The organism is Williamsia sp. 1135, assembly GCF_002095395.1.
In the GTDB taxonomy this organism is placed as follows: Bacteria; Actinomycetota; Actinomycetes; order Mycobacteriales; family Mycobacteriaceae; genus Williamsia.
On record NZ_MJEI01000081.1, the window covers coordinates 1 to 23,965 of the forward strand.

Annotated in this window: 20 protein-coding genes and 1 pseudogene; 9 read left to right on the forward strand and 12 right to left on the reverse strand. The window is 65.8% G+C overall.

Going from position 1 to position 23,965, the window contains the following annotated elements:
• Nucleotides 1-124: 124 nt before the first annotated feature.
• The 3 genes from BFL43_RS08815 to BFL43_RS08825 all read left to right on the forward strand — a co-directional run bounded on the left by BFL43_RS08815 (nt 125) and on the right by BFL43_RS08825 (nt 3,222).
• The gene (locus tag BFL43_RS08815; protein ID WP_084892192.1) at nt 125-841 is read left to right on the forward strand and encodes an ABC transporter ATP-binding protein; all 717 of its coding nucleotides are present in this window, start codon (nt 125-127) and stop codon (nt 839-841) included.
• A complete protein-coding gene (locus BFL43_RS08820; protein WP_084892193.1) occupies nt 841-1,596 on the forward strand; it encodes an ABC transporter permease in 756 nt (251 codons plus the stop codon). The genes BFL43_RS08815 and BFL43_RS08820 overlap by 1 nt, the downstream gene beginning before the upstream one ends.
• A 195-nt stretch (nt 1,597-1,791) precedes the next feature.
• Nucleotides 1,792-3,222, forward strand: a complete 1,431-nt coding sequence (locus BFL43_RS08825) for an MFS transporter (protein ID WP_240498151.1) — start codon at nt 1,792-1,794, stop codon at nt 3,220-3,222.
• Here BFL43_RS08825 and pheT read toward each other — a convergent pair.
• From pheT to infC, 6 genes are all read right to left on the reverse strand, one after another.
• Entirely contained in the window at nt 3,207-5,684 is a 2,478-nt protein-coding gene (gene pheT, locus BFL43_RS08830; protein ID WP_084892194.1) for a phenylalanine--tRNA ligase subunit beta, read from the reverse strand. The two genes, BFL43_RS08825 and pheT, sit on opposite strands and share 16 nt — an antisense overlap.
• A gap of 51 nt (nt 5,685-5,735) precedes the next feature.
• Nucleotides 5,736-6,767: a phenylalanine--tRNA ligase subunit alpha gene (pheS, locus tag BFL43_RS08835; protein ID WP_084892195.1), complete on the reverse strand. Its 1,032-nt coding sequence runs from the start codon at nt 6,765-6,767 to the stop codon at nt 5,736-5,738.
• A gap of 48 nt (nt 6,768-6,815) precedes the next feature.
• Complete coding sequence (locus tag BFL43_RS08840) at nt 6,816-7,655, reverse strand: RNA methyltransferase (protein ID WP_084892238.1); 840 nt, start codon at nt 7,653-7,655, stop codon at nt 6,816-6,818.
• Nucleotides 7,656-7,672: 17 nt separating this feature from the next.
• Nucleotides 7,673-8,053 (reverse strand): 50S ribosomal protein L20, encoded by a 381-nt coding sequence (rplT, locus tag BFL43_RS08845; protein ID WP_084835833.1) that lies wholly within the window; start codon nt 8,051-8,053, stop codon nt 7,673-7,675.
• A 68-nt stretch (nt 8,054-8,121) separates the two neighbouring features.
• Nucleotides 8,122-8,316, reverse strand: coding sequence for a 50S ribosomal protein L35 (gene rpmI / locus BFL43_RS08850; protein WP_084835834.1), 195 nt, complete (start codon nt 8,314-8,316; stop codon nt 8,122-8,124).
• A gap of 37 nt (nt 8,317-8,353) precedes the next feature.
• Nucleotides 8,354-8,989 carry a translation initiation factor IF-3 gene (gene infC, locus BFL43_RS08855; protein ID WP_084892196.1) on the reverse strand — a complete coding sequence of 212 codons (636 nt, stop codon included), beginning with the start codon at nt 8,987-8,989 and terminating at the stop codon, nt 8,354-8,356.
• A gap of 355 nt (nt 8,990-9,344) precedes the next feature.
• Here infC and BFL43_RS08860 point away from each other — a divergent pair, with 355 nt between their 5' ends.
• Nucleotides 9,345-9,689 (forward strand): DUF1844 domain-containing protein, encoded by a 345-nt coding sequence (locus tag BFL43_RS08860; protein WP_084892197.1) that lies wholly within the window; start codon nt 9,345-9,347, stop codon nt 9,687-9,689.
• A gap of 24 nt (nt 9,690-9,713) precedes the next feature.
• Here BFL43_RS08860 and ilvD read toward each other — a convergent pair whose 3' ends face one another.
• The 4 genes and pseudogenes from ilvD to BFL43_RS08880 form a co-directional block, all read right to left on the reverse strand.
• On the reverse strand, nt 9,714-11,402 hold the full coding sequence (gene ilvD / locus BFL43_RS08865) for a dihydroxy-acid dehydratase (RefSeq protein WP_084892198.1): 1,689 nt from the start codon (nt 11,400-11,402) through the stop codon (nt 9,714-9,716).
• Between the two features lie 41 nt (nt 11,403-11,443).
• On the reverse strand, nt 11,444-14,398 hold the full coding sequence (uvrA, locus tag BFL43_RS08870; RefSeq protein WP_084892199.1) for an excinuclease ABC subunit UvrA: 2,955 nt from the start codon (nt 14,396-14,398) through the stop codon (nt 11,444-11,446).
• Nucleotides 14,399-14,568: 170 nt separating this feature from the next.
• Nucleotides 14,569-15,228 (reverse strand): YoaK family protein, encoded by a 660-nt coding sequence (locus BFL43_RS08875; RefSeq protein WP_084892200.1) that lies wholly within the window; start codon nt 15,226-15,228, stop codon nt 14,569-14,571.
• Between the two features lie 32 nt (nt 15,229-15,260).
• Nucleotides 15,261-16,569: pseudogene (locus BFL43_RS08880) on the reverse strand (MFS transporter).
• Nucleotides 16,570-16,639: 70 nt separating this feature from the next.
• On the opposite strand from BFL43_RS08880, the gene BFL43_RS08885 reads away from it, so the two are divergent.
• Complete coding sequence (locus tag BFL43_RS08885; RefSeq protein ID WP_084892201.1) at nt 16,640-17,608, forward strand: helix-turn-helix domain-containing protein; 969 nt, start codon at nt 16,640-16,642, stop codon at nt 17,606-17,608.
• Between the two features lie 37 nt (nt 17,609-17,645).
• Nucleotides 17,646-18,320 (forward strand): MBL fold metallo-hydrolase, encoded by a 675-nt coding sequence (locus BFL43_RS08890; RefSeq protein ID WP_084892202.1) that lies wholly within the window; start codon nt 17,646-17,648, stop codon nt 18,318-18,320.
• Nucleotides 18,321-18,323: 3 nt separating this feature from the next.
• On the opposite strand, the gene BFL43_RS08895 is transcribed toward BFL43_RS08890, so the two are convergent.
• Complete coding sequence (locus BFL43_RS08895) at nt 18,324-18,857, reverse strand: hypothetical protein (protein ID WP_143695202.1); 534 nt, start codon at nt 18,855-18,857, stop codon at nt 18,324-18,326.
• A 135-nt stretch (nt 18,858-18,992) separates the two neighbouring features.
• Between BFL43_RS08895 and BFL43_RS28510 the strand changes: the two genes are divergently transcribed.
• Entirely contained in the window at nt 18,993-20,297 is a 1,305-nt protein-coding gene (locus BFL43_RS28510; protein ID WP_084892204.1) for a DoxX family protein, read from the forward strand.
• A gap of 54 nt (nt 20,298-20,351) precedes the next feature.
• Here the strand turns inward: BFL43_RS28510 and BFL43_RS08905 are convergent, their stop codons facing one another.
• Nucleotides 20,352-22,037: a putative PEP-binding protein gene (locus BFL43_RS08905; protein ID WP_084892205.1), complete on the reverse strand. Its 1,686-nt coding sequence runs from the start codon at nt 22,035-22,037 to the stop codon at nt 20,352-20,354.
• Nucleotides 22,038-22,198: 161 nt separating this feature from the next.
• Here BFL43_RS08905 and BFL43_RS08910 point away from each other — a divergent pair, with 161 nt between their 5' ends.
• On the forward strand, nt 22,199-22,966 hold the full coding sequence (locus BFL43_RS08910) for a DeoR/GlpR family DNA-binding transcription regulator (RefSeq protein WP_084892206.1): 768 nt from the start codon (nt 22,199-22,201) through the stop codon (nt 22,964-22,966).
• On the forward strand, nt 22,963-23,943 hold the full coding sequence (locus BFL43_RS08915) for a 1-phosphofructokinase family hexose kinase (protein WP_084892207.1): 981 nt from the start codon (nt 22,963-22,965) through the stop codon (nt 23,941-23,943). Before BFL43_RS08910 ends, BFL43_RS08915 begins: the two co-directional genes overlap by 4 nt.
• Nucleotides 23,944-23,965 lie beyond the last annotated feature (22 nt).

Genomic DNA, 23,965 nt, shown 5'->3' on the forward strand with positions numbered 1-23,965 from the left:
CCGCCAAGCTCAGCTCGGCGTGTTGAACCAATGACCGGATCAACCGTTATTCAGACAGTCCCTCGGCGGAGCCTGGCACTTCGAACCTCTGCGGAGTTCGCGTGGTGAGCGGTATGAATGACCGATGACGACATCTTCGGCAATCGCCGTGGACGGCCTGCGGGTCATCCGTGGTGGTCATCCGGTGTTGCACGGGGTGGACATCAAGGTCCCGACAGGTTCGATCACGGGCCTGTTGGGACCTTCGGGTTGCGGCAAGACCACCTTGATGCGTGCGATCGTCGGCACCCAGCGGATTGATTCCGGGACGGTCACCGTCCTGGACCTGCCTGCCGGGAGTGCCCGGCTACGACGGTCGGTGGGATACGTGACACAGGCCCCGTCGGTCTACACAGACCTGACCGTCGGACAGAACGTCAGGTACTTCGCAGACCTCTACGGCAACTCCGCCGGCGTCCGCGACGCCCTCGAAGCAGTGGGTCTGACCGAACTCGAAGCGCGCAAGACGCTCGACCTCTCCGGTGGTCAACGGAGCCGGGTCTCGATCGCCTGCGCTCTCGTCGGCTCGCCAGACCTGCTGATCCTCGACGAACCGACCGTCGGCCTCGATCCGCTTCTGCGCGAAGATCTCTGGAACAGATTTCACGACCTCGCCGCGAGCGGCACCACCCTGCTCGTCTCGAGCCACGTGATGGATGAGGCAGACCGCTGCGACAATCTGATCCTCATGCGCGACGGCCTGATCCTCGCCGCGCTCACACCCGCCGAACTCCGCAGCCGGACCGGACAGGACAACCTGGAGAAAGCGTTCCTGCAACTCATCACCGAGGGAGCGGCCTAGTGCACCCCGCATTGTTCCGGTCGACGACGATCCGGATCCTGCGCCAGTTGCTCGACGACCGCCGCACGGTCGCGATGATCCTCGTGGTTCCGTGTGTCTTGATGGTGTTGCTGTACTTCATGTTCGACTCGCAACCCGGGCCCCGGCCAGGGACCACGATGTTCGACAAGGTCGGGCTGATCATGCTCGGACTGCTGCCCTTCGTCCTGATGTTCATCACCACATCCATCGCGATGGTCCGCGAACGCACCTCCGGAACACTCGAACGCCTGCTCACGACGCCGCTGGGCAAACTCGACCTCCTCGCCGGATATGGCGCGGCGTTCTCGCTGGCCGCCGCCGTGCAGGCGGCGCTCGCGAGCGCACTCACATTCTGGGTGCTCGACCTCGACATCGCGGGCAGTCCGCTCTGGGTGGTCCTCATCGCCGTCTTGGCCGCAGTCCTCGGTGTCGCATTGGGCCTGTTCTTCTCCGCCTTCGCCCGCACCGAGTTCCAGGCCGTCCAATTCATCCCCGTCGTCGTCATCCCGCAGCTGCTGCTGTGTGGCCTGTTCGTCGCGCGAGATCAGATGACCAACTGGCTCCAATGGATCAGCGACGTGCTCCCCCTGACCTACGTCGTCGACGCTCTGCAGCAGGTGGCGGAGCATTCGAATGCGACGGGCACCATGTGGCGGGATCTGGTTGTGGTGGCCGCCTTTTCGATGGTCGCGTTGGGTCTGGGCGCAGCCACCCTGCGTCGCGTGACTCCTTGACCCCTGACTCCCTGACCCCCTGACCCCCTGACCCCCTGACTCCCTGACCGTCTGACCGTCTGACGGGATGATCGTGGGCTGTCGTTCGTACGGTCGACGACTCCAAGAAGATGACCAAGAAGACGCCAAGCGGTGTGGCGCAGCTTGGAACTCATGACATCGCATACCTGCCCAAGAACGACATACTCAGCGACGGTGAGACGAGCGACCCTTGTGGTCGTCTGTGTCACCACAGCCATGCTCATGCTCGACATCGCCGTCGTGAACACAGCCCTCCCATCCATCGCCGTCGACCTCGACGCCGGCATGACCAGCCTGCAGTGGGTCGTCGACGCCTACACCCTCGCACTGGCAACCGTGGTCCTGAGCGCAGGCTCGTGGGCTGACCGGCGAGGCCGCAAACACGTCTTTGTCGTCGGAATCATCGTGTTCACCGCGGCATCCGTGGTGTGTGCGATCGCTCCCGACATCGTCACCCTCGATGTCGCCCGCGCAATCCAGGGTCTGGGTGGCGCAATCTTGTTCGCGTGTTCGCTGGCGCTGCTCGCCGACGTGTTCGCGCCGGGTAAGGATCGCGCAGGTGCACTGGCTGCTTATGGCGCCACCATCGGCGGCGCATTCGCGCTGGGGCCATTGGCAGGCGGCATGCTCACGGAGTGGCTGGACTGGCGGGCGATCTTCGTCGTCAATCTTCCGATCGGCATTCTCGCGCTGTGCGCGACGATGACGTGGGTACCCGAATCACGTGACCCGGACTTCCGTCGCCTCGACATCGGCGGGCAGGTCTTCGCATCGGTCGGGCTGGCGACCCTCGTGCTGGCGCTGCTCCGCGGAAACGAGCATGGGTGGACCGACACGGTCACGGTGGCATCGTTCGCGATCGCAGCAGTGTCTTCGGCGGCCTTCCTCGTCGTCGAAATGCGGGTGACCCAGCCGATGCTCCCCCTCGAGTCGTTCCGCAGCCGAGCCTTCACCGGCGCCCAGATCGCCGCCTTCGCAATCTCCGTATCCCTGTTCTCGGTGTTCCTGTACACCACCGTCTATCTGCAAAGCGTGCTCGGCATGAGCCCGATCGAGGCGGGCCTGGTGTACCTGCCTGCCACCGCCGCGATGTTCATCGTCGCCGGCGCGACCGCGCAGCTCGGGCAGCGTGTGCCTGCGTGGATTCTGCTCTCCGGTTCGCTGCTGCTCGTGGGGGTCGGGCTCGCCATGACCACAGTGGCAGACGTCGACAGCTCCAGATGGACGATCCTGCCGGGCATGCTCGTGGCCATGATCGGCGCCGGAATCTTCAACCCGGTGATGAGCGGTCTCGTTCTCGATGCCAGCGCAGCAGAGCACTCCGGGCTCGCGGCCGGCATCAACGATGCGTTCCGGCAGACGGGTATCGCGGTGGGCGTCGCAGCACTCGGTGCGTTGCTACCAGCGGAGGCCGTGTTCTCCGGGATGGACCAAGACGCCTACGTCGCAGGTCTCGACAAAGCCTTGTGGGTCTCGGCGGGATTGGCCACTGTAGGCGCAGTGGTCTCGGCGCTGACCCTGCGCGGTCACCGCGCCTCAGATAACAAGAACCCCTCGCCACCTGGGGAACTGGTCAGGTCGGCCGAGGGTCAGCCACGCATCTGAGCGCCGACCGCTGACGTCGCCTTCGCCAGGGCGGCGTCGCGGGCGGCTGTGGCCTCGTCCTCGGTGAGGGTACGGTCCGTCGCGCGGAAGCGCAGCGAGAATGTGAGCGACTTGCGCCCCTCTCCGACCTGGTCGCCGGTGAACACGTCGAACAGTCCGATGCTCTCGAGCAGGTCCCCGGCGCCTTCGCGCAGTGCGGCGCGGACATCCTCGGCGGCCACGTCAGCATCGACGACCACCGCAAGGTCCTGCAACACAGGCGGATACGGCGAAATCCTCGGGGACACGAGCTCGGAGTTCACCGGAACCGCATCGAGATCGATCTCGAGAGCCAGCGATCGCGCCGGCAGATGCGACTTCTCCAGCACTGCCGGATGCAGCTCACCTGCCCAGCCGACCACGGTGCCGCCGGCGAGGATCTGCGCACACCGGCCCGGATGCCACGGCACTTCCGCTGCCGACTTCAGAGTCAACTCGACGCCCGCGGCCTGACCGATGATGGCGACAGCATCGAAGATGTCGGTGGTGTCGGCGGCACGGCCCTTGCCCCACGGCCCGGCCGGTTCCCGCAGTCCTGTGAGTACCGCTGCCACATGAAGTGGCTGCGCCGGAAGAGATTCGACCAACTCTGTGATCTGCTCGGCGGACGGCCGACGGTCCACGGGCAACTGTGGAACGGGACGCACGTTCCCGCCACCGAGAACCACTTGACCGATCGTGTACATCGACAGATCCCGTTGTCCGCGAGCCAGATTGCGGCCGACCATCTCGAGGAGTCCCGGCAGCAGAGTGGTGTTCAGTGCCGGCCGGTCGGACTCGAGTGGGTTCAGGACCGTGACGGCGGCGCGACGCGGATCATCCGCGGGCAGGTTCCAGAGATCGAACACTCCTGCAGGCATGAATGGGTACGGCAGTACCTCGACATATCCGGACAACGCCAAGCTGCGGCCGACGCTACGCCGCCGGATCTGCCGCGGAGCCAAGCCACGTCCGCCTGGCGCCGTCGGCAGTCGAACGGGAATGTTCTCGTAACCCTCGAGTCGCAATACCTCTTCGACGAGATCCGCGCTCTGTCGCAGATCGGGACGCCAACTGGGCGGGGTCACCGTCAGCATCTCGCCTGCCGACTCGACCGCCGCGCCCACCTGGACGAGTCGTTGTTGGGCAACTCCGACCGGGTACTCGATGCCGGCCGTCGCCGATGGTGCCTGCTCGGCCATCAACACCGTCGCAGGTGGCGGTACCGAACCGGCATCGGTGTACGTCGATTCAACTGTCCCCCCACAGATCTCGACGAGGAGCTGGGCAGCGCGCAGCGCTGCGATGTCGGTCACATTCGGGTCGACCACCCGCTCGAAGCGTTTGCTCGCCTCGCTGGTCAACCGGTGCCGCTTGGCAGTGCGGAAGACCGCGACCGGATCGAAGGTTGCGGCCTCGAGCAACACATCGGCACTCTGCGCACCGATCTCGGTCGCGGCGCCGCCCATCACACCGGCGAGGGCGATGGGGCCGCTGTCGTCGGTGATGACAACATCTTCGGGATCCAGCGTGCGCGTGGTGTCGTCGAGGGTGGTGAGCTGCTCCCCCGGGTTCGCGCGCCGAACCCGGATGTCGCCGGAGATCTTGCCCGCGTCGAACGCGTGCAGCGGCTGACCCAGTTCCAGCATGACGTAGTTGGTGATGTCGACTGCTGCCGAGATGGGCCGCACTCCGGAGAGCATGAGCCGCTTGGCCATCCACCACGGGCTCGGTGCTGTCGGATCGATCCCGCGAACCACCAGGGCGCAGTACCGGGTGGCGCCTGATTCGGGGTCGAGGTGCACGGGCCAACCCGATTCTCCGACGCTTGTCCGGATCGACGGCGCGGTGGCCGGATCGACGAACGGCAGGTCGAAGCTACAGGCGAGTTCACGCGAGAGGCCGCGTGCGGAGAACGCATAACCCCGGTCGGGCGTGACGTTGACGTCGATGATCGTGTCGTCGAGGCCGAGAACCTCACGGGCGTCGGCACCGGGCGCGGCGATCTCGGGCGGCAGGACCAGGATCCCACTGTGATCGTTGCCGATTCCCATCTCGGACACCGAACAGATCATGCCGTCGGAGGTCTTGCCGTAGGTCGTGCGCGCAGCGATCGCGAAGTCGCCCGGCAGCACACTGCCGGGCAGCGCTGCGACGATCAAATCGCCTTCGGCGAAGTTCTGGGCACCGCAGACGATCCCACGGGGTTCGGATTCGCCGACGTCGACCTGACAGAACCGGATCGGCTTCTTGAACTCGGTGAGCTGCTCGATGTGCTCGACCCTGCCGATGACCAGCGGTCCGGTGATGACCGGCAACGGCGTGATCTCTTCGATCTCGAAACCGACTCGCACGAAGGCGTCGTCGATCTCCGCCGACGGCCTCGTCCACCCGGGAGTGCCATGTTGCAGGATCTCGGTCAGCCACGACTGCGCTAGTTGCACTGGAAACTCAGTTCTTTCGTTTGTTCTGCGGACTCTGGCTTGGCGGGGCGCTCAGGCACCGGGGCCGAAAGGCACGGTGAAGCGGACGTCGCCCTCGACCATGTCGCGCATGTCCGGCAGGTCGTTGCGGAACTGCAAGGTGCGCTCCAGACCCATCCCGAAAGCAAACCCGGAATAGACCTCGGGGTCGATGCCACTGGCCCGCAGTACATTTGGATGGACCATGCCGCAGCCACCCCACTCGACCCAGCCTGCCCCGCCCTTCTTGCCGGTGAACCAGACGTCGACCTCGGCCGAGGGTTCAGTGAACGGGAAGTAGCTCGGCCGCATCCGCGTCACGGTCTCCGGACCGAACAGCGCCTTTGCGAAGTGGTCGAGCGTGCCGCGTAGATGCGCCATCGTCAGGCCCTTGTCGACCGCGAGACCCTCGACCTGATGAAAGACCGGCGTGTGGGTGGCATCGAGTTCGTCGGTCCGGAACGTCCTCCCCGGACACGCGACGTAGATCGGCAGCTCCCGCGAGAGCATCGCCCGCACCTGCACCGGTGAGGTGTGCGTCCGAAGGACCTGACGCGACTCGGGCGGAGCGATGTAGAACGTGTCCTGCATCGACCGAGCGGGATGATCCGGCAGGAAGTTGAGTGCGTCGAAGTTGAAATGCTCGGTTTCGACCTCGGGACCCTCGGCGATCTCCCAGCCCATGCCGACGAACACATCGGCGACCTGGTCGCCGATCACGGTGATCGGGTGGCGGGCGCCAAGAGGGCGGCGGGCGGTGGGCAGCGTGACGTCGATCGTTTCGGCAATCAGGACCGCGGCGTCACGCTCGGCTGTCAGCGCAGCGAGTCGCTCCTCGTACGCCTTCTGCACTTGTCCACGAGCAACGTTGACGAGCTTGCCGACCTTTGCTTTTTTCTCCTTCGGCAGCGAACCGAGCTCGCGACGCGCCAGTGCGATGGGCGACTTGTCACCCTGATGCTCGGTCTTCGCGATTGCGAGGTCCGGCAATGTCGCGGCGTCCGAAAATGCCGCGACAGCAGCATCAACTGCACTCGCCAGTGTCTGTTCGTCGACGTCGGCCACGGCTGCGGTAACTCCCTAAGGTTTGTGACTTCTGGGCTGAAGTACGGGTCAGTGGGTCGGGTTTGGTCCGGTTCGAGGGTAGTCGGCCCGGCTCCGGGCATCGGCGCTGGCATAGAGGCAGATCGCTGCCGCCGCGGCCAGGTTGAGACTCTCCGCGCGGCCGTGGATCGGTATGGAGATCCGGTGGTCGGCACGGGCCAACACCTCCGGCGACAGGCCGTGCGCTTCGTTCCCGAACAGCCAGGCGGTCGGGCCGGCGAGCACCTCAGCGGCGTCGGACAGACTCAGCTCCCCATCACCCGCGGTCGCACAGATCGCCACCCCGGCTGCACTCAGCGCCGAGAGCACCTCATCGGTGTCGCGTTCCCGGGCGATCGGGATGTGGAACACGCTGCCTGCGGTGGACCGGACACACTTGCCGTTGTGGGGGTCGACGCTGTCTCCGGCGAGGATGACCGCATCCGCCCCCATGGCGTCGGCTGTCCTGATCAGAGTCCCGGCATTGCCTGGGTCGGTCATCTCCACAGGAACTGCCAGCAGTCGCGGCGTGCCCTCGAGCACCGACTTCATCGACACATCGAGCAGATCGCAGACCACGAAAAGCCCCGCGCTCGTGATCGTCTCGGCGAGTTTGCCGGCGGCTCCGTCGGAGATGCGAACGACTTCAACCCCACCGCCTGCGGCGGTCGCGATGAGGTCCGGGTACCGGTAGAGCGCGTCTTCGGTGGCGAGCAGTACTTCCGCGCGCCGGGTGGCAAGCGCCGACTCGACGGCGTTGGCCCCTTCGGCCAGGAACGCCCCGGCCTTACGACGGCCTGCGGACCGGTGCAGCTTGGCAAACGAAACAACCCGCGCCGAACGTTCGGTGAGAACGTCCGGCGCGGGGATGTTTATGGCGGGCTCGATCAGGCGGCCGGAGCGTTGACGTCCGAAGGCAGGGCCTTCTTGGCAACAGCAACCAGACCCGTGAAGGCCTCGGGGTCGCTCACGGCGATCTCGGCGAGGATCTTGCGGTCGACCTCGACACCAGCGATCTTCAGACCCTGGATGAAGCGGTTGTAGGTGATGTCGTTGGCCCGGGCCGCAGCGTTGATCCGCGAGATCCACAGCTTGCGGAATTCGCCCTTGCGGGCGCGGCGGTCACGGTAGGCGTAGGTCAGCGAGTGGAGCTGCTGCTCTTTGGCCTTGCGGTAGAGCCGCGAACGCTGTCCGCGGTAACCCTTGGAAGCCTCCAGGGTTGAACGACGCTTCTTCTGGGCGTTCACTGCCCTTTTTACGCGTGCCATAGCTTGATTTACCTCTTAGTAATTGGCCACCGGGAACCGGCAGCGGGGTGGTCTGGTTCGAAGCGCAATCAGATGTTCAGCAACCGCTTGATGCGGGGAACATCCTTCTCGGAAACGACGACGGTGCCATCGAGTCGACGGGTTCGCTTGGTGGGCTTGTGCTCCATCAAGTGGCGACGATTCGCCCGCTGGCGAACGATCTTGCCGCTGCCGGTCACCTTGAAACGCTTCGCGGTTCCCTTGTGGGTTTTGCTCTTGGGCATGGAAATGCCTTCCTGTGTCGTCGACCTGTGAGTGCGATCAGCTCGTTGGAGCGGCCGGGGCCGTTCCTGAGTCTGGCTTCGCTTCGCCGGCCGGGCCCGGTGCGGGGCGCGGATGTGCCTCTTGCGGGGGGTGGGTTTTCTGGGCTTGTGCCTTGGTCTTGGCACCCTTGTGCGGGGCCAGGACCATCGTCATGTTGCGGCCGTCTTGCTTGGCAGAGGTCTCGACGAAGCCGAAGTCTCCGACGTCGGCGCCGAGGCGCTGCAACAGTCGGTAACCGAGCTCAGGTCGCGACTGCTCGCGTCCACGGAACATGATCGTCACCTTGACCTTCGACCCTGCTTCGAGGAAGCGGATGACGTGACCCTTTTTGGTCTCGTAATCGTGGTCGTCGATCTTCGGGCGGAGCTTCTGCTCCTTGATGACGGTCATCTGCTGATTGCGACGCGATTCGCGCTGCTTCTGTGCCGCCTCGTATTTGAACTTGCCGTAGTCCATGATCTTGCAGACCGGTGGGCGGGCGTTCGGGGCTACCTCGACCAGATCGAGATCGGCCTCGATTGCCAAGCGCAGGGCATCTTCCACACGGACGATGCCGACCTGCTCCGAGTTGGGTCCGACAAGACGGACCTCAGGTACGCGGATACGCTCATTGATACGAGTCTCAGTGCTGATGGGGCCTCCTCATTTGTGTCCGCGTACGTAGGTGGTTCCTCGTGGCAGACGTTTTCAGTTTGACCGCGGCCGCAACTGGTGAGACAGATCCTCAGCGAAAAGGCCCCGGATCGATGAATGTCATCGACGGGGCCCACACCGACCGGTTCATGTCACCTATCGCGTCACAGCGATCAAAGCCTCCAACTCAGAGACCACCGGAGATATTCCGCGGTGCGGCATCTCCGGCGACAAAACCGGACCGTTCAACTGTTCGTTGGTTCTCGCGAACGTACGATGTCGAGCGGTGGGAGTGTGAACTCCACTTGCAACCCCGGCGTGAGCCAGGGCGGTCGTAGGTGAAAGTCTAACAGGCATGACGGAAAACATGAATTCCGAGCCTGACGTGCGTGACCTGGCCGAAATCCCGGCGATCGAGGTGATCACGCGGTCCGCGGTGATGCTCATGAGTGCAGCCGCCGAGAAGCTCGGCCTGTCCGAGGCCGACCCGTCGACGAGTCCCCATCTGGATCTCGACGAGGCCCGCAAACTGATCACCGCGCTCGCCGGGTTGATCCAGGCGTCGGTATCCGACCTCGGGATCCACGCCTCGGCCCTCCGCGACGGACTCAAGAGTCTGCAACTCGCGTTCCGGGAAGCCAGCGCGCATCCGGACGAACCCGGTCAGGGGCCCGGCGAGAAGCAGACCGGCCCCGTTTAGCCCGGTTTTGGTGGGGCCGGGGGGTCAGTGCGTAACGGCGCCGACCGACGCCGAGCGGACGAGCTTCGCGTACTTCGACAGCACGCCACGCTGATATTTGTGGTCGAGTGGCTGCCAGTCCTGCTTGCGCGCCTCCAGCTCGTCGTCGTCGACGAGGAGATCGAGGGTGCGGCCCGCGATGTCGACGCGGATGGTGTCGCCGTCGCGGATGAACGCCACCGGTCCCCCGTCGGACGCCTCGGGTGCGATGTGGCCGATGCAGAGGCCGGTCGTGCCGCCGGAGAACCGACCATCGGTCAGCAGCAGGACGTCTTTGCCGAGGCCTGCGCCCTTGATCGCGCCGGTGATGGCCAACATCTCACGCATGCCGGGGCCACCCTTGGGTCCTTCGTAGCGGATGACCACCACGTCGCCCGCCTTGATGACGCCGTCCGCCAGCGCAGCCAGCGCACCCTGCTCCCGTTCGAAGACTCGGGCAGGCCCTTCGAAGGTGTCGGCGTCGAAGCCCGCCGATTTGACGACGGCGCCCTGCGGCGCGAGCGAACCGTGCAGGATGGTGATCCCGCCGGTCTTGTGGATCGGGTTGTCCAGGGCGCGAATGACCTTGCCGTCGAGTGGGGCGATGTCCATCTCGCCGAGGTTCTCCGCGAGGGTCTTGCCGGTCACGGTCAGTGCATCGCCGTGGAGCAGTCCGGCATCGAGCAGAGCCTTCATGATCACGGGGATGCCGCCGTATCGGTCGAAGTCGTTCATGACATAGCGGCCAAACGGCTTGAGATCGCCGAGGTGCGGGGTGCGGTCACCGATCTTGTTGAAGTCGTCGAGATGCAACTCGACCTCGGCCTCGCTCGCGAGGGCCAGCAGATGCAGCACCGCGTTGGTCGAGCCGCCGAGCGCCATCGTGATGGTGATGGCGTTCTCCAGAGCAGCCTTGGTGATGATGTCTCGCGTGGTGATGCCCTGGCGGATCAAGTTGACGACGGCCTCACCGGAGCGATGTGCGAAGGCATCGCGGCGACGGTCCGCCGCCGGCGGCGACGCCGACCCGGGCAGGCTCATACCCAGCGCTTCTGCGATGGACGCCATCGTGTTGGCGGTGTACATGCCACCGCACGCACCTTCACCGGGACAGATCGCACGTTCGATGCGGCCGAGATCGTCTTCGGACATCTTCCCGGCCCGACATGCCCCGACGGCCTCGAATGCGTCGATCAGGGTGACGTCGCGTTCGGATCCGTCGCTGAGCTTGACCCAACCGGGCGCGATGGTGCCGGCGTAGAGGAAGACCGACGCCAGGTCGAGGCGGGCGGCCGCCATGAGCATCCCCGGCAGCGACTTGTCACAACCGGCGAGGAGCACTGATCCGTCGAGGCGCTCGGCCTGCATGACGGTCTCCACCGAGTCCGCGATGACTTCCCGCGAAACCAACGAGAAGTGCATACCCTCGTGTCCCATCGAGATGCCGTCGGACACGGAGATGGTGCCGAACTGCAGCGGGTAGCCGAGGCCGGCATGCACTCCCTCTTTGGCGGCCTGCGCCAGCCGGTCGAGTGACAGGTTGCACGGGGTGATCTCGTTCCACGAGCTCCCGATGCCGATCTGGGGTTTGTCCCAGTCTTCGTCGCCCATGCCGACCGCACGGAGCATGCCGCGGCTGGGAGCCGCGGTGATTCCGTCGGTGACCGTGCGACTACGGGGTTTCATGTCGACCATGTACTGGCTCCTAGAGTTGATGCGCGGTCCGAGGGGCTGACTCAGCTCGCGGCGACTGCTCGCTTACGTCCAGTCTGCTTCGCAACCGTCTTTCGTGCGGGAGCTTTGCGTTTCGCCTTCACGGGTGTCGCGGCCTCGGCGGGCGTGAGGATGTCCGCCAGGAAGCGTCCGGTGTGGCTGGCCGGCTCCGCCGCGACGTCCTCGGGGGTGCCCTCGGCGACGACCGTGCCGCCACCGGATCCACCTTCGGGTCCCATGTCGATGACCCAGTCGGCGGTCTTGATGACGTCGAGGTTGTGCTCGATGACGATCACCGAGTTGCCCTTGTCGACCAGGCCGTTGATCACCTTGAGCAGCTTTCGGATGTCCTCGAAGTGCAGACCCGTCGTCGGCTCGTCGAGTACATACGCCGTGCGTCCGGTCGACCGCTTCTGGAGTTCGGCGGCCAGCTTCACGCGCTGCGCCTCACCACCCGAGAGTGTCGGGGCCGGCTGCCCGAGGCGGACATAACCCAGGCCGACGTCGTTGAGGGTCTTGAGATACCGATGGATGGAGGTGATGGCCTCGAAGAAGTCGACGGCCTCCTCGATCGGCATGTCGAGGACCTCGGAGATGGTCTTGCCCTTGTAGTGGACTTCCAACGTTTCGCGGTTGTACCGCGCGCCGTGGCACACCTCGCAGGGCACGTACACGTCGGGCAGGAAGTTCATCTCGATCTTGATGGTGCCCTCGCCGGTGCACGCTTCGCAGCGGCCGCCCTTGACGTTGAACGAGAACCGGCCGGGTTGGTAACCACGCACCTTCGCCTCGGTGGTCGCGGCGAACAGGGTGCGGATCTTGTCGAACACACCGGTGTACGTCGCCGGGTTCGACCGCGGGGTGCGGCCGATCGGAGACTGGTCGACCCGCACGAGCTTGTCCAGGTTGTCCATGCCGTTGATACGCGTGTGACGTCCTGGCACCTGGCGGGCGCCGTTGAGCTTGTTCGCCATCACCGTGGCGAGGATGTCATTGACGAGAGTGGACTTGCCCGAGCCGGACACACCGGTGACCGCGGTGAGCACACCGAGTGGGAACACCACGTCGATGCCCTGCAGGTTGTGCTCGCGCGCACCGACGACGGTCAGCTGCCGTTTCCGGTCGATGGGCCTGCGGATGGCGGGGACCTCGAGGAACTCGCGGCCGGACAGATAGGCGCCGGTCAGCGACTCCTCGTTCTTGAGCAGATCCTCATAGCTACCGCTGTGCACGACCCGGCCGCCGTGCTCCCCGGCGTAGGGACCGATGTCGACGATCCAGTCCGCCGACCGGATGGTGTCCTCGTCGTGCTCGACGACGATCAGCGTGTTACCCAGGTTCCGCAGCCTGGTCAGGGTGTCGATGAGGCGCCGGTTGTCACGCTGGTGCAGACCGATCGACGGCTCGTCGAGGACGTAGAGCACCCCGGCCAGACCGGAACCGATCTGCGTGGCGAGGCGGATACGTTGCGCCTCACCGCCGGACAGCGACCCCGCGGCGCGCGAGAGTGACAAATACTCCAGGCCGACGTCGAGCAGGAACGTGATGCGCGACTGCACCTCCTTGAGCACGCGACCGGCGATGGCCTGCTCACGGCTGCCGAGCTTGAGGTCGGACAGGTAGTCGGCGCACTCGGCGACCGACAGTGCGCACACCTCCGCGATCGACTTCTCGCCGTAGCGATGGTGATCGAGCGTGACCGCGAGGATCTCCGGACGCAACCGGGCGCCGGCGCACGCCGGGCACGGGATGTCGCGCATGTAGCCCTCGTAGCGGTCTTTCATCTGCTCGGACTCGGTCTGCTCCATGCGGCGGTGCAGGAACGACATCACACCTTCGAACTCGGTGTAGTACGAGCGCGTGCGGCCGTAGCGGTTGCGGAACCGGACGTGCACCTGGTGCTCACTGCCGTTCAGGATCGCCTTGCGCGCCTTGAGCGGCAGCTTCTTCCACGGCGTCTTGGTGTCGAAACCCATCTCGTCGCCGAGACCGGAGAGCAGACGCAGGAAGTAGTCGGCGTTGTGCCCGCCCGACCACGGCGCGATCGCGCCGTCGGCCAGCGACAGGTCTGCGTCGGGGACGACGAGTTCTTCGTCGACCTCTTTGCGGATCCCGAGGCCGTCGCAATCCGGACATGCACCGTAGGGCGAGTTGAACGAGAACGACCGTGGCTCGAGATCGTCGATGGCGATCGGATGGCCGTTCGGGCAGGCCATCCGCTCGGAGAAGCGGCGCTCCCGATCCGGGTCGTTCTCTTCCAGATCGACGAAGTCCAGCACCACGACACCGTCGGCGAGGCCGAGTGCGGTCTCGACGGAATCGGTGAGGCGCTGCTTGGCCGTGGCCTTCACCGAGAGCCGGTCGACCACGACCTCGATGTCATGCTTTTCCTGCTTCTTGAGCTTCGGTGGGTCGGTCAACGGGTAGACGACCCCGTCGATGCGGGCCCTTGAAAAGCCTTGTGTCTGAAGGGTGCCGAACAGGTCGACGAACTCGCCCTTGCGGGTACGGACCACAGGCGCGAGCACCTGGAACTTGATGCCCTGTTCCATCGCGAGCACCTGGTCGACGATCTGCTGCGGGGTCTGCTTCTCGATCGCGGAACCACACTCGGGGCAGTGCGCCTTGCCTGCGCGGGCGTAGAGCAGACGCAGATAGTCGTAGACCTCGGTGATGGTGCCGACCGTCGACCGAGGGTTGCGGTTGGTCGACTTCTGGTCGATGGAGACCGCGGGCGAGAGACCTTCGATGAAATCGACGTCCGGCTTGTCCATCTGACCGAGGAACTGTCGCGCGTACGCCGACAGCGACTCGACATAGCGGCGCTGGCCCTCGGCGAAGATGGTGTCGAAGGCCAGGCTGGATTTTCCCGACCCGGATAGGCCCGTGAAAACGATCAGGCTTTCGCGGGGCAGGTCTACGTCGATGCCACGCAGGTTGTGCTCGCGGGCTCCGCGCACGATGAGGCGATCAGCCACTGTGGTCCTTTTCGGTGTCGAATCAGGTGTTGCCGACTGTCGGCGCTGGGGGCTTCAGCGGCGACTGCGTCGGCCTTGGTGTTTGCCGCAGGCGTACCCGGCAATGCTAGAGGCACCCTCTGACAAGGTACCGGCGGCGGCGAACCCGACGAACCGCCCGCAGCTGAAGACTATGCCCCGACAACCTTCTGACCTGCGGGGACGAACACGATCACAGCCGTGAGCGAGGCAACGGTCACAAAGGGAAACCACAGCGACCCCAGGTCCATTCCCCGGTAGGCGGCCGCGCCGATCAACGCCCCCACCGCCATCGCGAGCCACAGCAGCAGGTGCCGCGCCCATACCCAGCGCTCTCCCCCGAATGCCGCATCCACCAGTCGCTGGGCGGCCTTGACCAGAGTGCCGGTCATATACGTCAGCCCGACCGAGACCTCGCCGGACTTCTCGAACACGGAGTTGAGCATGCCCATCGCGACCGCCGCCACCATCAGCGCCGCGTAACCCGACCACACCGAACCCAGCACCGCGGCAACTCCCAGCGCGACCGACACCGACAGCATCACCGCAGACCTGCCGCGAGCCTCCCCGGTCAGTCTCCGGACGATCGTTCCGGCCATCACCCCGACGACGAACAGCGCGATGATCGACAGGCACTTGAGCGCCGGACCCGTCATGGCGTCGACGACCGACGCGGACATCTGCGTCGTGTTCCCGCTCATGAAGGAGACGAAGTAGCCGCCCAGATGCACGAATGCCACCGCGTCGACATACCCCGCGACCGCGGACAGGGCAGCCGCCAGCGCAAGCTCCCCACGATTGATCGTGCGCACGCGACTCCTTCGACCCCGACGACCGGTTGGGCTCAAGTATGCGCCGGGGTCGGTGCCTCCACGTCCTCCGCAGGTGCGGGCCGACGGCGGATGCCGACGCAGAGCAGTGCGGCCACCAGGCACAGTCCCGATGCTGCGTAGAACGCCATGTCATATCCGCCGTGCTCATCCCGGAGATAGCCGGCACCAAACGCCGCAACGGCGGCACCGAGCTGATGTGAGGCGAAGACCCAGCCGAAGACAACTGGGGTGTTGCCCCCGAAGTGATTGCGGCACAGCGCGATCGTCGGGGGCACGGTGGCCACCCAGTCCAGCCCGTAGAAGATGATGAACACCCAGGTGCTCGGCTCGGCGTGCGGCGAGAGCAAGACCGGCAGAGCGAGCAACGACACTCCCCTGCCGACGTAATAGACGCCCAGCAGCACTCTCGGGTCGACGCGGTCGGTCAGCCATCCCGAGAAGATGGTGCCGACCACGTCGAAGACACCGATCGTGGCGAGCAGACTCGCGGCCACCGTCGTCGGCATCCCGTGGTCATGCGCAGCCGGGATGAAGTGGGTTCCGATCAGTCCGTTGGTGGTGGCACCGCAGATCGCAAACGAGGCCGCCAGCAGCCAGAACACCCGGGTGCGCGCCCCCATGACGAGCCCGTCGAACGCCGCCCGGAAGCTGCCGCCGACTGCTTTCGGCGCAGTCGCCTGCAACGGCGCGCCGTAGGGGCCGATCCCCTTGTCAGCAGGGTGATCTCGCATGAAGAAGAGGATCAACGGGACCACTGCGAGGGCCGCGGCGGCAACGACCACTGCTGCGGGACGCCATCCGTGCCTGGTCGTGATCTGGGCGACCAGCGGCAGAAAGATCAGCTGCCCGGTCGCGCTCGCCGCGGTCAGGACACCGGTCACGAGACCTCGACGCTCCACGAACCAGCGGGTGGCCACGGTCGCCACGAAACCCATCGAGATCGAACCCGTGCCGATGCCGACGCAGACGCCCCAGAGGAGCAGGAGCTGCCAGCTCTCGGTCATGAAAACGCTGAGCGCGGTGCCGACGGCGATCAGCGTCAGGGCTCCGGCGAGGATCGGCCGGACCCCGAACCGATCCATCAAGGCGGCCGAGAACGGCGCCGTGAGCCCGAACAGCGTCATGTTGATCGACATCGCGAGCCCGACGGTCCCGTGCGACCAGCCGAACTCCATTGTGCAACGGATCCATCATCACACTCGGCACCGACCGGAAACCGGCCGCTGCGAGCAGCGCGACAAAGCTCACCGCGGCAACGATCCACGCCCAATGCAGGCGTGGCCGATCAGCGCTCACAGACGTTCGACGGACTGATGTCACCGCTCAACTCTGACCGGTTCGGACTCACGACGCTATTGGCATAAATGACAATATCTGTAGAATTACTGCCATGTCGTCACCACCGCACCGGATCGCGGTGCTCATGCTCGCGCCCGTCGTCGGGTTCGACGCGACCATTCCGTCGATGGTGTTCGGCCAGGCAGCCGACGATGCCGGCACCCCGCTCTACGTCGTGGAGATGATCGGGTCGGACGGCAGCGCGGTGAGCACCCTGTCCGGTTACGACATCGTGCCCGCCCGCGGATCCCAGGCACTCGCCGACGCCGACACCGTGATCGTCCCGGGGACAAGGATGGAGCAGGTGCGCTATGACGGGACGTTCCCCGACGAGCTGCGCGCGGCCTTCGACCTCATTCGGCCCGGTACCCGCATGGTGTCGATCTGCACCGGCGCCTTCGCACTCGCGGCGGCAGGCCTTCTCGACGGCAGACCGGCCACGACCCACTGGGACAAGGCCGCTGACCTGAGGCGGCTCTATCCTTCGGTGCAACTCGACGAAAACGTCCTGTTCGTCGACGATGGCGATGTGTTGACGTCGGCCGGCCTGGCCGCGGGCATCGACCTCTGTCTGCACATCATCCGTACCGACCACGGGACCAAGGTCGCCAATCGGGTGGCCAAGTATTGCGTGGTGCCGCCGTGGCGCGATGGTGGGCAGGCGCAGTTCATCGACTCGGCAGTGCCGGACAGTACCGACAATTCGACATCGGCGACCCGGAGTTGGGCGGCAGGAAATCTCACCGAACCGCTCACGGTGGCGCAGCTTGCCGAGCGCGCGAACATGAGCGTGCGCACTTTCAATCGCCGGTTTCGGGAGGAGACCGGCGACACCCCCGCGGTGTGGGTGCGCAAACAACGAATGCATCGGGCCCGCGAACTGCTCGAGTCCCACGACCTGCCGATTGACGAGGTGGCCAGGCGGTCCGGCCTGGCCACCGGCGCGAACCTACGGCACCAACTGCGTAAGCATCTCGGGATGTCGCCCACGCGATACCGGCGCACTTTCAGCGGCGAGTGAGGCGCATGCCCAGAGCGCAACCGATAGGGTTGTCGCCATGAGCGCAGCGGCCCCGATCTCCGACACCTACACCGGCGACTTCAGCGAATCCGAAGTGCCACAACGCAAGTCCACTCCCAAAGCGACAATCGTCAAGCTGTCCGTCGGCCCGATGGACAACAACGTCTACGTGATCACCGACAAGAGCACCGGTAAGGCATTGCTGATCGACGCCGCGAACGATGCTGACACCCTCATCGAGTTGATCAAGTCCCACGGCAACATCAAGCTGATCTTCACCACTCACTGGCACCCCGACCATTGGATCGCCCTCGAGGAGGTGGTCAAGGCGACCGGGCTGCCCACCGCTGCCGGCCGAATCGATGCCGAACCCATCCAGGTGCAGACCGACCGGCTGATCGATGAGGGTGACGTCATCGAAGTCGGCGACCTCCGCCTCGAGGCCATTCACCTCAAAGGCCACACCGACGGCTCGATCGCGTTGTTCTTCGACGACGACGTCACCCACCTGTTCACCGGCGACTCGCTCTTTCCGGGCGGCGTGGGTAAAACCCAGACGCCCGAGGACTTCGACTCGCTGATCGACGATGTGAAGACGAAGTTGTACGACCGTTTCGACGACAGCACCGTCGTCTACCCCGGTCACGGTCTGGACACCACGATCGGTGCCGAGCGTCCCCACCTCGAGGAGTGGCGCGAGCGCCGTTGGTGATCGCTACAGCAGGGTGTCCCACCGCGCGGCGCGTAGGTGCTCAGCCGGTTGGCGCGCCGCGATGAGCCGGGCCAGTCCCCTCACCTCGGCGTTGGTGAAGTAGCTCGGGTTCGACATCATGGGCGCGCGGAGTTGCTCGCACGCGGCCAGTTCAGGCGTCGCCTGCATCAGCGATCGAGCGATGTGACCGTTGCGTCCCAGACGAATCGCCTCGTAGTGGAGCTTGTCCGGTGGCGTGCCCGTCCCGCCGACCAACTCGGAATCGGCGATCGGTTCCTCGGGCCGCACGCCGGTGACCCACCCGTACTCGTAGATGCCGGGGTACTTCGGACCCGTGACCCACAGTGCGAGGAGGTCGCCCTCGCGCACCAGACTGCGGCGCCCCGATCGGGCACTCAGACACCAGCTGTCCGCGTGTGGAACGCTCGACGACACGCCCGTCGAAGGTTTCTGGTCGAGCGTTCCGAAGTAGTCGGTTCCGGTGACCGGATTGCACTTGATGATCCAGCATCCGACATCCGTGCGAGTGATCGGCAATGCCCTTCCTTCCATCGTTTCAGGACTAGCCAAGCGGACTATTGGGTACCCCCGCCCCGCCAGGCCTATAGGCTCGACGGAGTCCGTCCGTTAAGCAGGTTCGATACAAACCAATGTCTTGAGGAGGCCCTTTCAATGCTGATCCGCCGAATTGCCCGTCCCTTGCTCGCGAGCGCGTTCATCGCCACTGGGATAGATGCGATCCGACGCCCAGAACAGCTAGCCGAAACCGCGCAGCCGTTCGTCGACAAAGCAAAAACCCAGCTCCCACCACAGGTTGCCGACCTGATCCCCGCAGACGCGCAGGTCGTCGTGCGGGTGAACGGAGCCGTGCACATCATCGGTGGTCTCGCCCTCGCCACCGGAAAGTTCCCGCGCCTGGCCTCCTTGACCCTGGCCGGTGTCGTCATTCCCACAACACTGGCGGGCAACGACTTCTGGAACGAGACCGACCCCCACGAGCGCGCCGGGCAGCAGGCCCACTTCATCAAGAACCTCGGCCTCCTGGGCGGGTTGCTGATCGCCACGGTCGACACCGAGGGCAAGCCGTCGCTGGCATGGCGGGGTCGTAAGGCCGCCGCCGTCGCCGGAGACAAGGTCGTCGCAGTGCTGCCGTCGGGTTCCTCCGGGTCCACCGATGCGCTCGCGGACAAGGCCTCGCACCTCGCCGAAGTGGTCTCCGAACGCACGAGTGAACTGGCCGAGGTCGCTGCCGATCGCGGCGGCAAGTTCGCGGACGTCGCGTCCGACCGGGCGTCTGAGCTGGCACAGATCGCCTCCGAGAAGGCAGCCGCGTTCGCCGACGTCGCCTCCGAACGCGGTTCAGAGTTTGCCGAGGTCGCAGCCAAGCGCGGTTCTGAGTTCGCGGACGTCGCGACCAAGCGTGGTGCTGTGCTCGCGGGTGTCGCTTCCGAGCGGGCATCGGAACTCGCCGATGTCGCGTCCAAGAAAGGCAGCAAGTTCGCCGACGTGGCGGTCGGTCAGACCGCCGCACTGAGCAAGGCTGCCTCCAAGCGGCAGGCCAAGTTGGCAAAGCAAGCCGGCAAGAAGCAGGCCAAGCTCAGCAAGCGGGCCGACAAGAAGCAGACGGAGCTGCTCAAGGCGGCCGCCAAGAAGCAGGCCGAATTGAGCAAGGTGGCTGCCAAGAAGCAGACCAAGCTCACCGCGCAAGCTCTCAAGAGCGGCGCGAACGCCAAGGGCGTCGCTGCCGACCGCGGTGCCGACTTCGCAGATTCGGCGTCGAAGGCATGGCAGTCGACCAACGGCTACGCCGAGCAGTACCTGGCGGCGGCTCGCGACAAGGCTCCCGAGGTCGCCGACTCCGCCCGCGTCTACGCGGCAGAGCTTGCCGAGCGGGCCGCCGAAGAGAGCGTGAAGCTGTCCGGTCGGGCCAAGAAGCAGGCGAAGAAGGCACAGAAGGCCGCGGCCAAGTTCCAGTGATCCACTGGGTCGATCCGTTCGACCTGTAGTTGTTTCGACCAGTGCGCGAGTAGTTCAGCCCAGTTCGGTCCGGGCGACTGCTCGCGCACTTGTCGGATCAGAGGTCTCCAAGACCGCTGCCGCCGCGCGCTTACAGTCGTCGAGGGTCACCGATTCGAGCTTCGCACCGACGCCGGCGACCGCCGATGCCGCTGCCGACAGGGACGTGATCCCGAAGCCGACCAGGACGCAGGCCAGCAGCGGGTCGGCCGCCGCCTCGCCGCAGACCCCGACGGGCTTGTTCACCGCCGCACCTGCTGCAGCGGTCCTTGCCACGAGCGAGAGCACTGCGGGCTGCCAAGGGTCGGTCAATTCGGCCAGTTCGGCCGACATCCGGTCCGCCGCCATCGTGTACTGCGCGAGGTCGTTGGTGCCCACGGACAAGAAGTCGACATGTTCGAGGATTCGCTCGGCCAACAGTGCCGCAGCGGGGACCTCGATCATCACGCCCGGGACCAGGCCTCGCTCGCGCACCTTTCCGGCAAACCACCTCGCCTCGGCTGCCGTCGCAATCATCGGCGCCATCACCCAGGGCGCACTTTCCAGCCCCTCTGCAGCATCGACGATCGCGTCGAGCTGCCGATCCAGAATCCCGCTGTCTTTCGCAGCGATACGAATTCCTCGCACGCCCAGAGCCGGATTGGCCTCATCCGGGTGCTCCGCGAACCGCAGCGGCTTGTCCGAACCCGCATCGAGGGTCCTGATCACCATCTTCTTCTCGGGGAACGCATCCAGCACCTGGCGATAGATGGCCGCCTGCTCCGGAACGGTCGGTTCGGTCTCCCGGTCCAGGAAACAGAGCTCGGTGCGGAAGAGTCCGACACCACCGGCCGCGGTCCCGGCAGCGACCCGCGCACCGGCGCCGTCCTGCACGTTGGCGAGCACATCCACCCGATGGCCGTCGGACGTCGCGCCCGGACCCGTCCAGGCAGCAGTTCGCTCCGCCGTCACGCGATACCGCGCGACGGCCTCGGCAGCGGCCTGCGGATCGGGCGAGACAGTCAGTTCACCGGCCTCGCCGTCGAGCATCACCGGGGTACCGGTCTCGACGGCTTCCAGACCCGCGACCGCGACGACACAGGGAATCCCCAGCTGCCGGGCGATGATCGCGGTGTGGCTGGTCGGCCCTCCGAGTGAGGTCGCCAGTCCGACGATCATCGCGGGGTCGAGGCCTGCGGTGTCGGCGGGCGCGAGATCGTCGGTGAGCAGGATCGACGGCACCTCGGGCACCGGGATCCCGGGCTCGGGCGCGCCGACGAGCTCGGCCAGCACCCGGTCACGGACGTCGCGGAGGTCGGTCACCCGTTCGGCCATCAACCCGCCGAGCTTGGTGAAGAGGGTGGCGAACTGTTCGGTGGCGGCCAGTGCGGCCGAGGTGGCAGAGCTACCAGTAGTGATGAGCTTTTCAGCGGCGCCGAGCCAGCCACGGTCAGCCGCCATCGCGGCGTTCGCGGCGAGCACCTCTGATGCCGAACCACTGGACACGGCTGCACGGTCCTGCAGCCGCTTGGCGACGGCGGCGCTCGCGGACCGGAAGGCTTGCAGTTCGGCGTCGCGACCCTCCTCGGGCACCACATCTGTATTTATCTGCGGTTGGACGCGGGGCGCGGGCACAATCGCCGGCCCGGCCACCACTCCCGGAACCACAGGAGTGCCCTGCAGCACTCCTCGTGGGCTCTCCACCAGCGTGGATGTAGTCATACGACCTCCTTGAACGATCCCTGAGAGTGATGTGCGTACGACCACTCATATCTGACCCTGTGACACAGATTACCTAAAATCCTTGACAAAGCAATACGAACGGGCATAAAACAACATAAAGCAACGTAGCGAATCAACACAGCCCCACATTGGAGGACAGTATGTACGCAGAGGAGCGGCAGCAGGAAATGGCCGCACTGATTGCGCAGAAGGGCCGCATGTCGGTCGCGGATCTGTCCGAGCTGTACGGGGTCACCACCGAGACGGTGCGCCGCGATCTCGCCACGTTGGACCGCTCCGGTGTCATCCGCCGGGTGCACGGCGGCGCAGTCCCCGCATCGGCGTTCACGACCATCGAGCTCGGAACCGACGAACGCGAGCACGCCTACACGGCCGAGAAAGAGCGCATCGGTAAGGCAGCCATCGATCAGCTGCCCTCGGTCGGTGGGAGCGTGTTCGTCGACGCCGGCACCACTACCGCACGGCTGGCCGCACATCTGGCCACCGACAGCGACCTCGTGGTCGTCACCAACTCGATCCCGGTCGCCGCACGCGTCGCCGGACTCGGCGGGACGCGACTGCATCTCCTCGGCGGCCGGGTCCGCGGCATCACCCAGGCCGTGGTCGGCGACGACGCCATCCGGGCACTGCGCTCCATGCGTCTCGACGTCGCCTTCGTCGGAACCAACGGCATCAGTCTCCGGCATGGCCTGTCCACCCCCGACAGCGACGAGGCAGCCGTCAAGAGGGCCATGGTCGAAAGTGCGCATCGTGTTGTCGTGGTTGCCGATTCGTCGAAAGTCGGCCGAGAAGACCTGATCAGCTTCGCCCCCATCGACCGCATCGACGTGCTCGTCACCGACGCTGCCATCGCCGACCGCGATCGTAAAGAACTCACCGACAACGACATCGAGGTCGTGACCGCATGATCATCACCCTCACTGCCAACCCGAGCATCGACCGCACGGTCAGCCTCACCGAACCGCTCCGGCGCGGCGCCGTCCACCGCGCCACCGGCGCGACGACCCATCCGGGCGGCAAGGGCGTCAACGTCGCACGGGTCATCACCTCAGCCGGGAAACCCTCCACCGCAGTGCTTCCCGGTAATCAGGGCGAACCGATCCTCGTCGCACTCTCCGAAGCCGGCATCGATCATCGCGGTATCGCCTACCCCGGCGCGGCACGCGTGAACCTCACTGTCACCGAGCCGGACGGAACGACCACCAAGATCAACGAACCCGGAGCCACGCTGCCCCCGGAGTCGATCAGCGCTTTGACGACCTGCCTGCAAGATCTCGCCTTTACCGCGGCCTGGGTCGTCCTGTCCGGGTCGTTGCCGCCCGGTGTGCCCGACCGCTGGTACGCCGAACTCGTCGCGACGTTGCGCTCGGGAACTGCGCAGATCGCGGTCGACACCTCCGATGCCCCGCTACTCGCCCTCGCCGCCGAATTCTCTGTTGCCGCACCTGATCTGATCAAACCCAACGCCGAAGAACTCGGGCAGCTCACCGGGGTCGACGGTCTCGCGCTCGAGGCGGCCGCCGAGCAGGGTGACCCGCTGCCGACGGCTCGCGCGGCACGGTCCCTCATCGACGGGGGCGGACCGCGAGCCGTGCTCGCCACGCTCGGCGCCGCCGGCGCGGTACTCGTCACCGACGAGGGCTCCTGGTATGCCACCACACCTCCGATCGCGCCTCGCAGCACGGTCGGCGCCGGCGATTCGTCGTTGGCCGGATATCTACTCGCCGATCTGGAGAACGCCGGACCGGCCGACCGCCTCGCGAGAGCGGTCGCCTATGGAAGTGCCGCTGCTGCGCTGCCGGGCACGGCGCTGCCCAGTCCGCACCACACCAATCCCGAGGCCGTGACCGTCACAGCCCTCACCCCGCTCATCGGCAACCACTGATGGCCGGCCCCGCCACCCACTC

Coding starts and splice junctions, on each gene's coding strand:
- BFL43_RS08910 (WP_084892206.1), top strand. CDS start 22,199: ATGTACGCAGAGGAGCGGCAGCAGGAAATGGCCGCACTGATTGCGCAG.
- BFL43_RS08885 (WP_084892201.1), top strand. CDS start 16,640: ATGTCGTCACCACCGCACCGGATCGCGGTGCTCATGCTCGCGCCCGTC.
- BFL43_RS08890 (WP_084892202.1), top strand. CDS start 17,646: ATGAGCGCAGCGGCCCCGATCTCCGACACCTACACCGGCGACTTCAGC.
- ilvD (WP_084892198.1), bottom strand. CDS start 11,402: ATGGTCGACATGAAACCCCGTAGTCGCACGGTCACCGACGGAATCACC.
- BFL43_RS08915 (WP_084892207.1), top strand. CDS start 22,963: ATGATCATCACCCTCACTGCCAACCCGAGCATCGACCGCACGGTCAGC.
- BFL43_RS28510 (WP_084892204.1), top strand. CDS start 18,993: ATGCTGATCCGCCGAATTGCCCGTCCCTTGCTCGCGAGCGCGTTCATC.
- BFL43_RS08860 (WP_084892197.1), top strand. CDS start 9,345: ATGACGGAAAACATGAATTCCGAGCCTGACGTGCGTGACCTGGCCGAA.
- rplT (WP_084835833.1), bottom strand. CDS start 8,053: ATGGCACGCGTAAAAAGGGCAGTGAACGCCCAGAAGAAGCGTCGTTCA.
- BFL43_RS08905 (WP_084892205.1), bottom strand. CDS start 22,037: ATGACTACATCCACGCTGGTGGAGAGCCCACGAGGAGTGCTGCAGGGC.
- BFL43_RS08815 (WP_084892192.1), top strand. CDS start 125: ATGACGACATCTTCGGCAATCGCCGTGGACGGCCTGCGGGTCATCCGT.
- rpmI (WP_084835834.1), bottom strand. CDS start 8,316: ATGCCCAAGAGCAAAACCCACAAGGGAACCGCGAAGCGTTTCAAGGTG.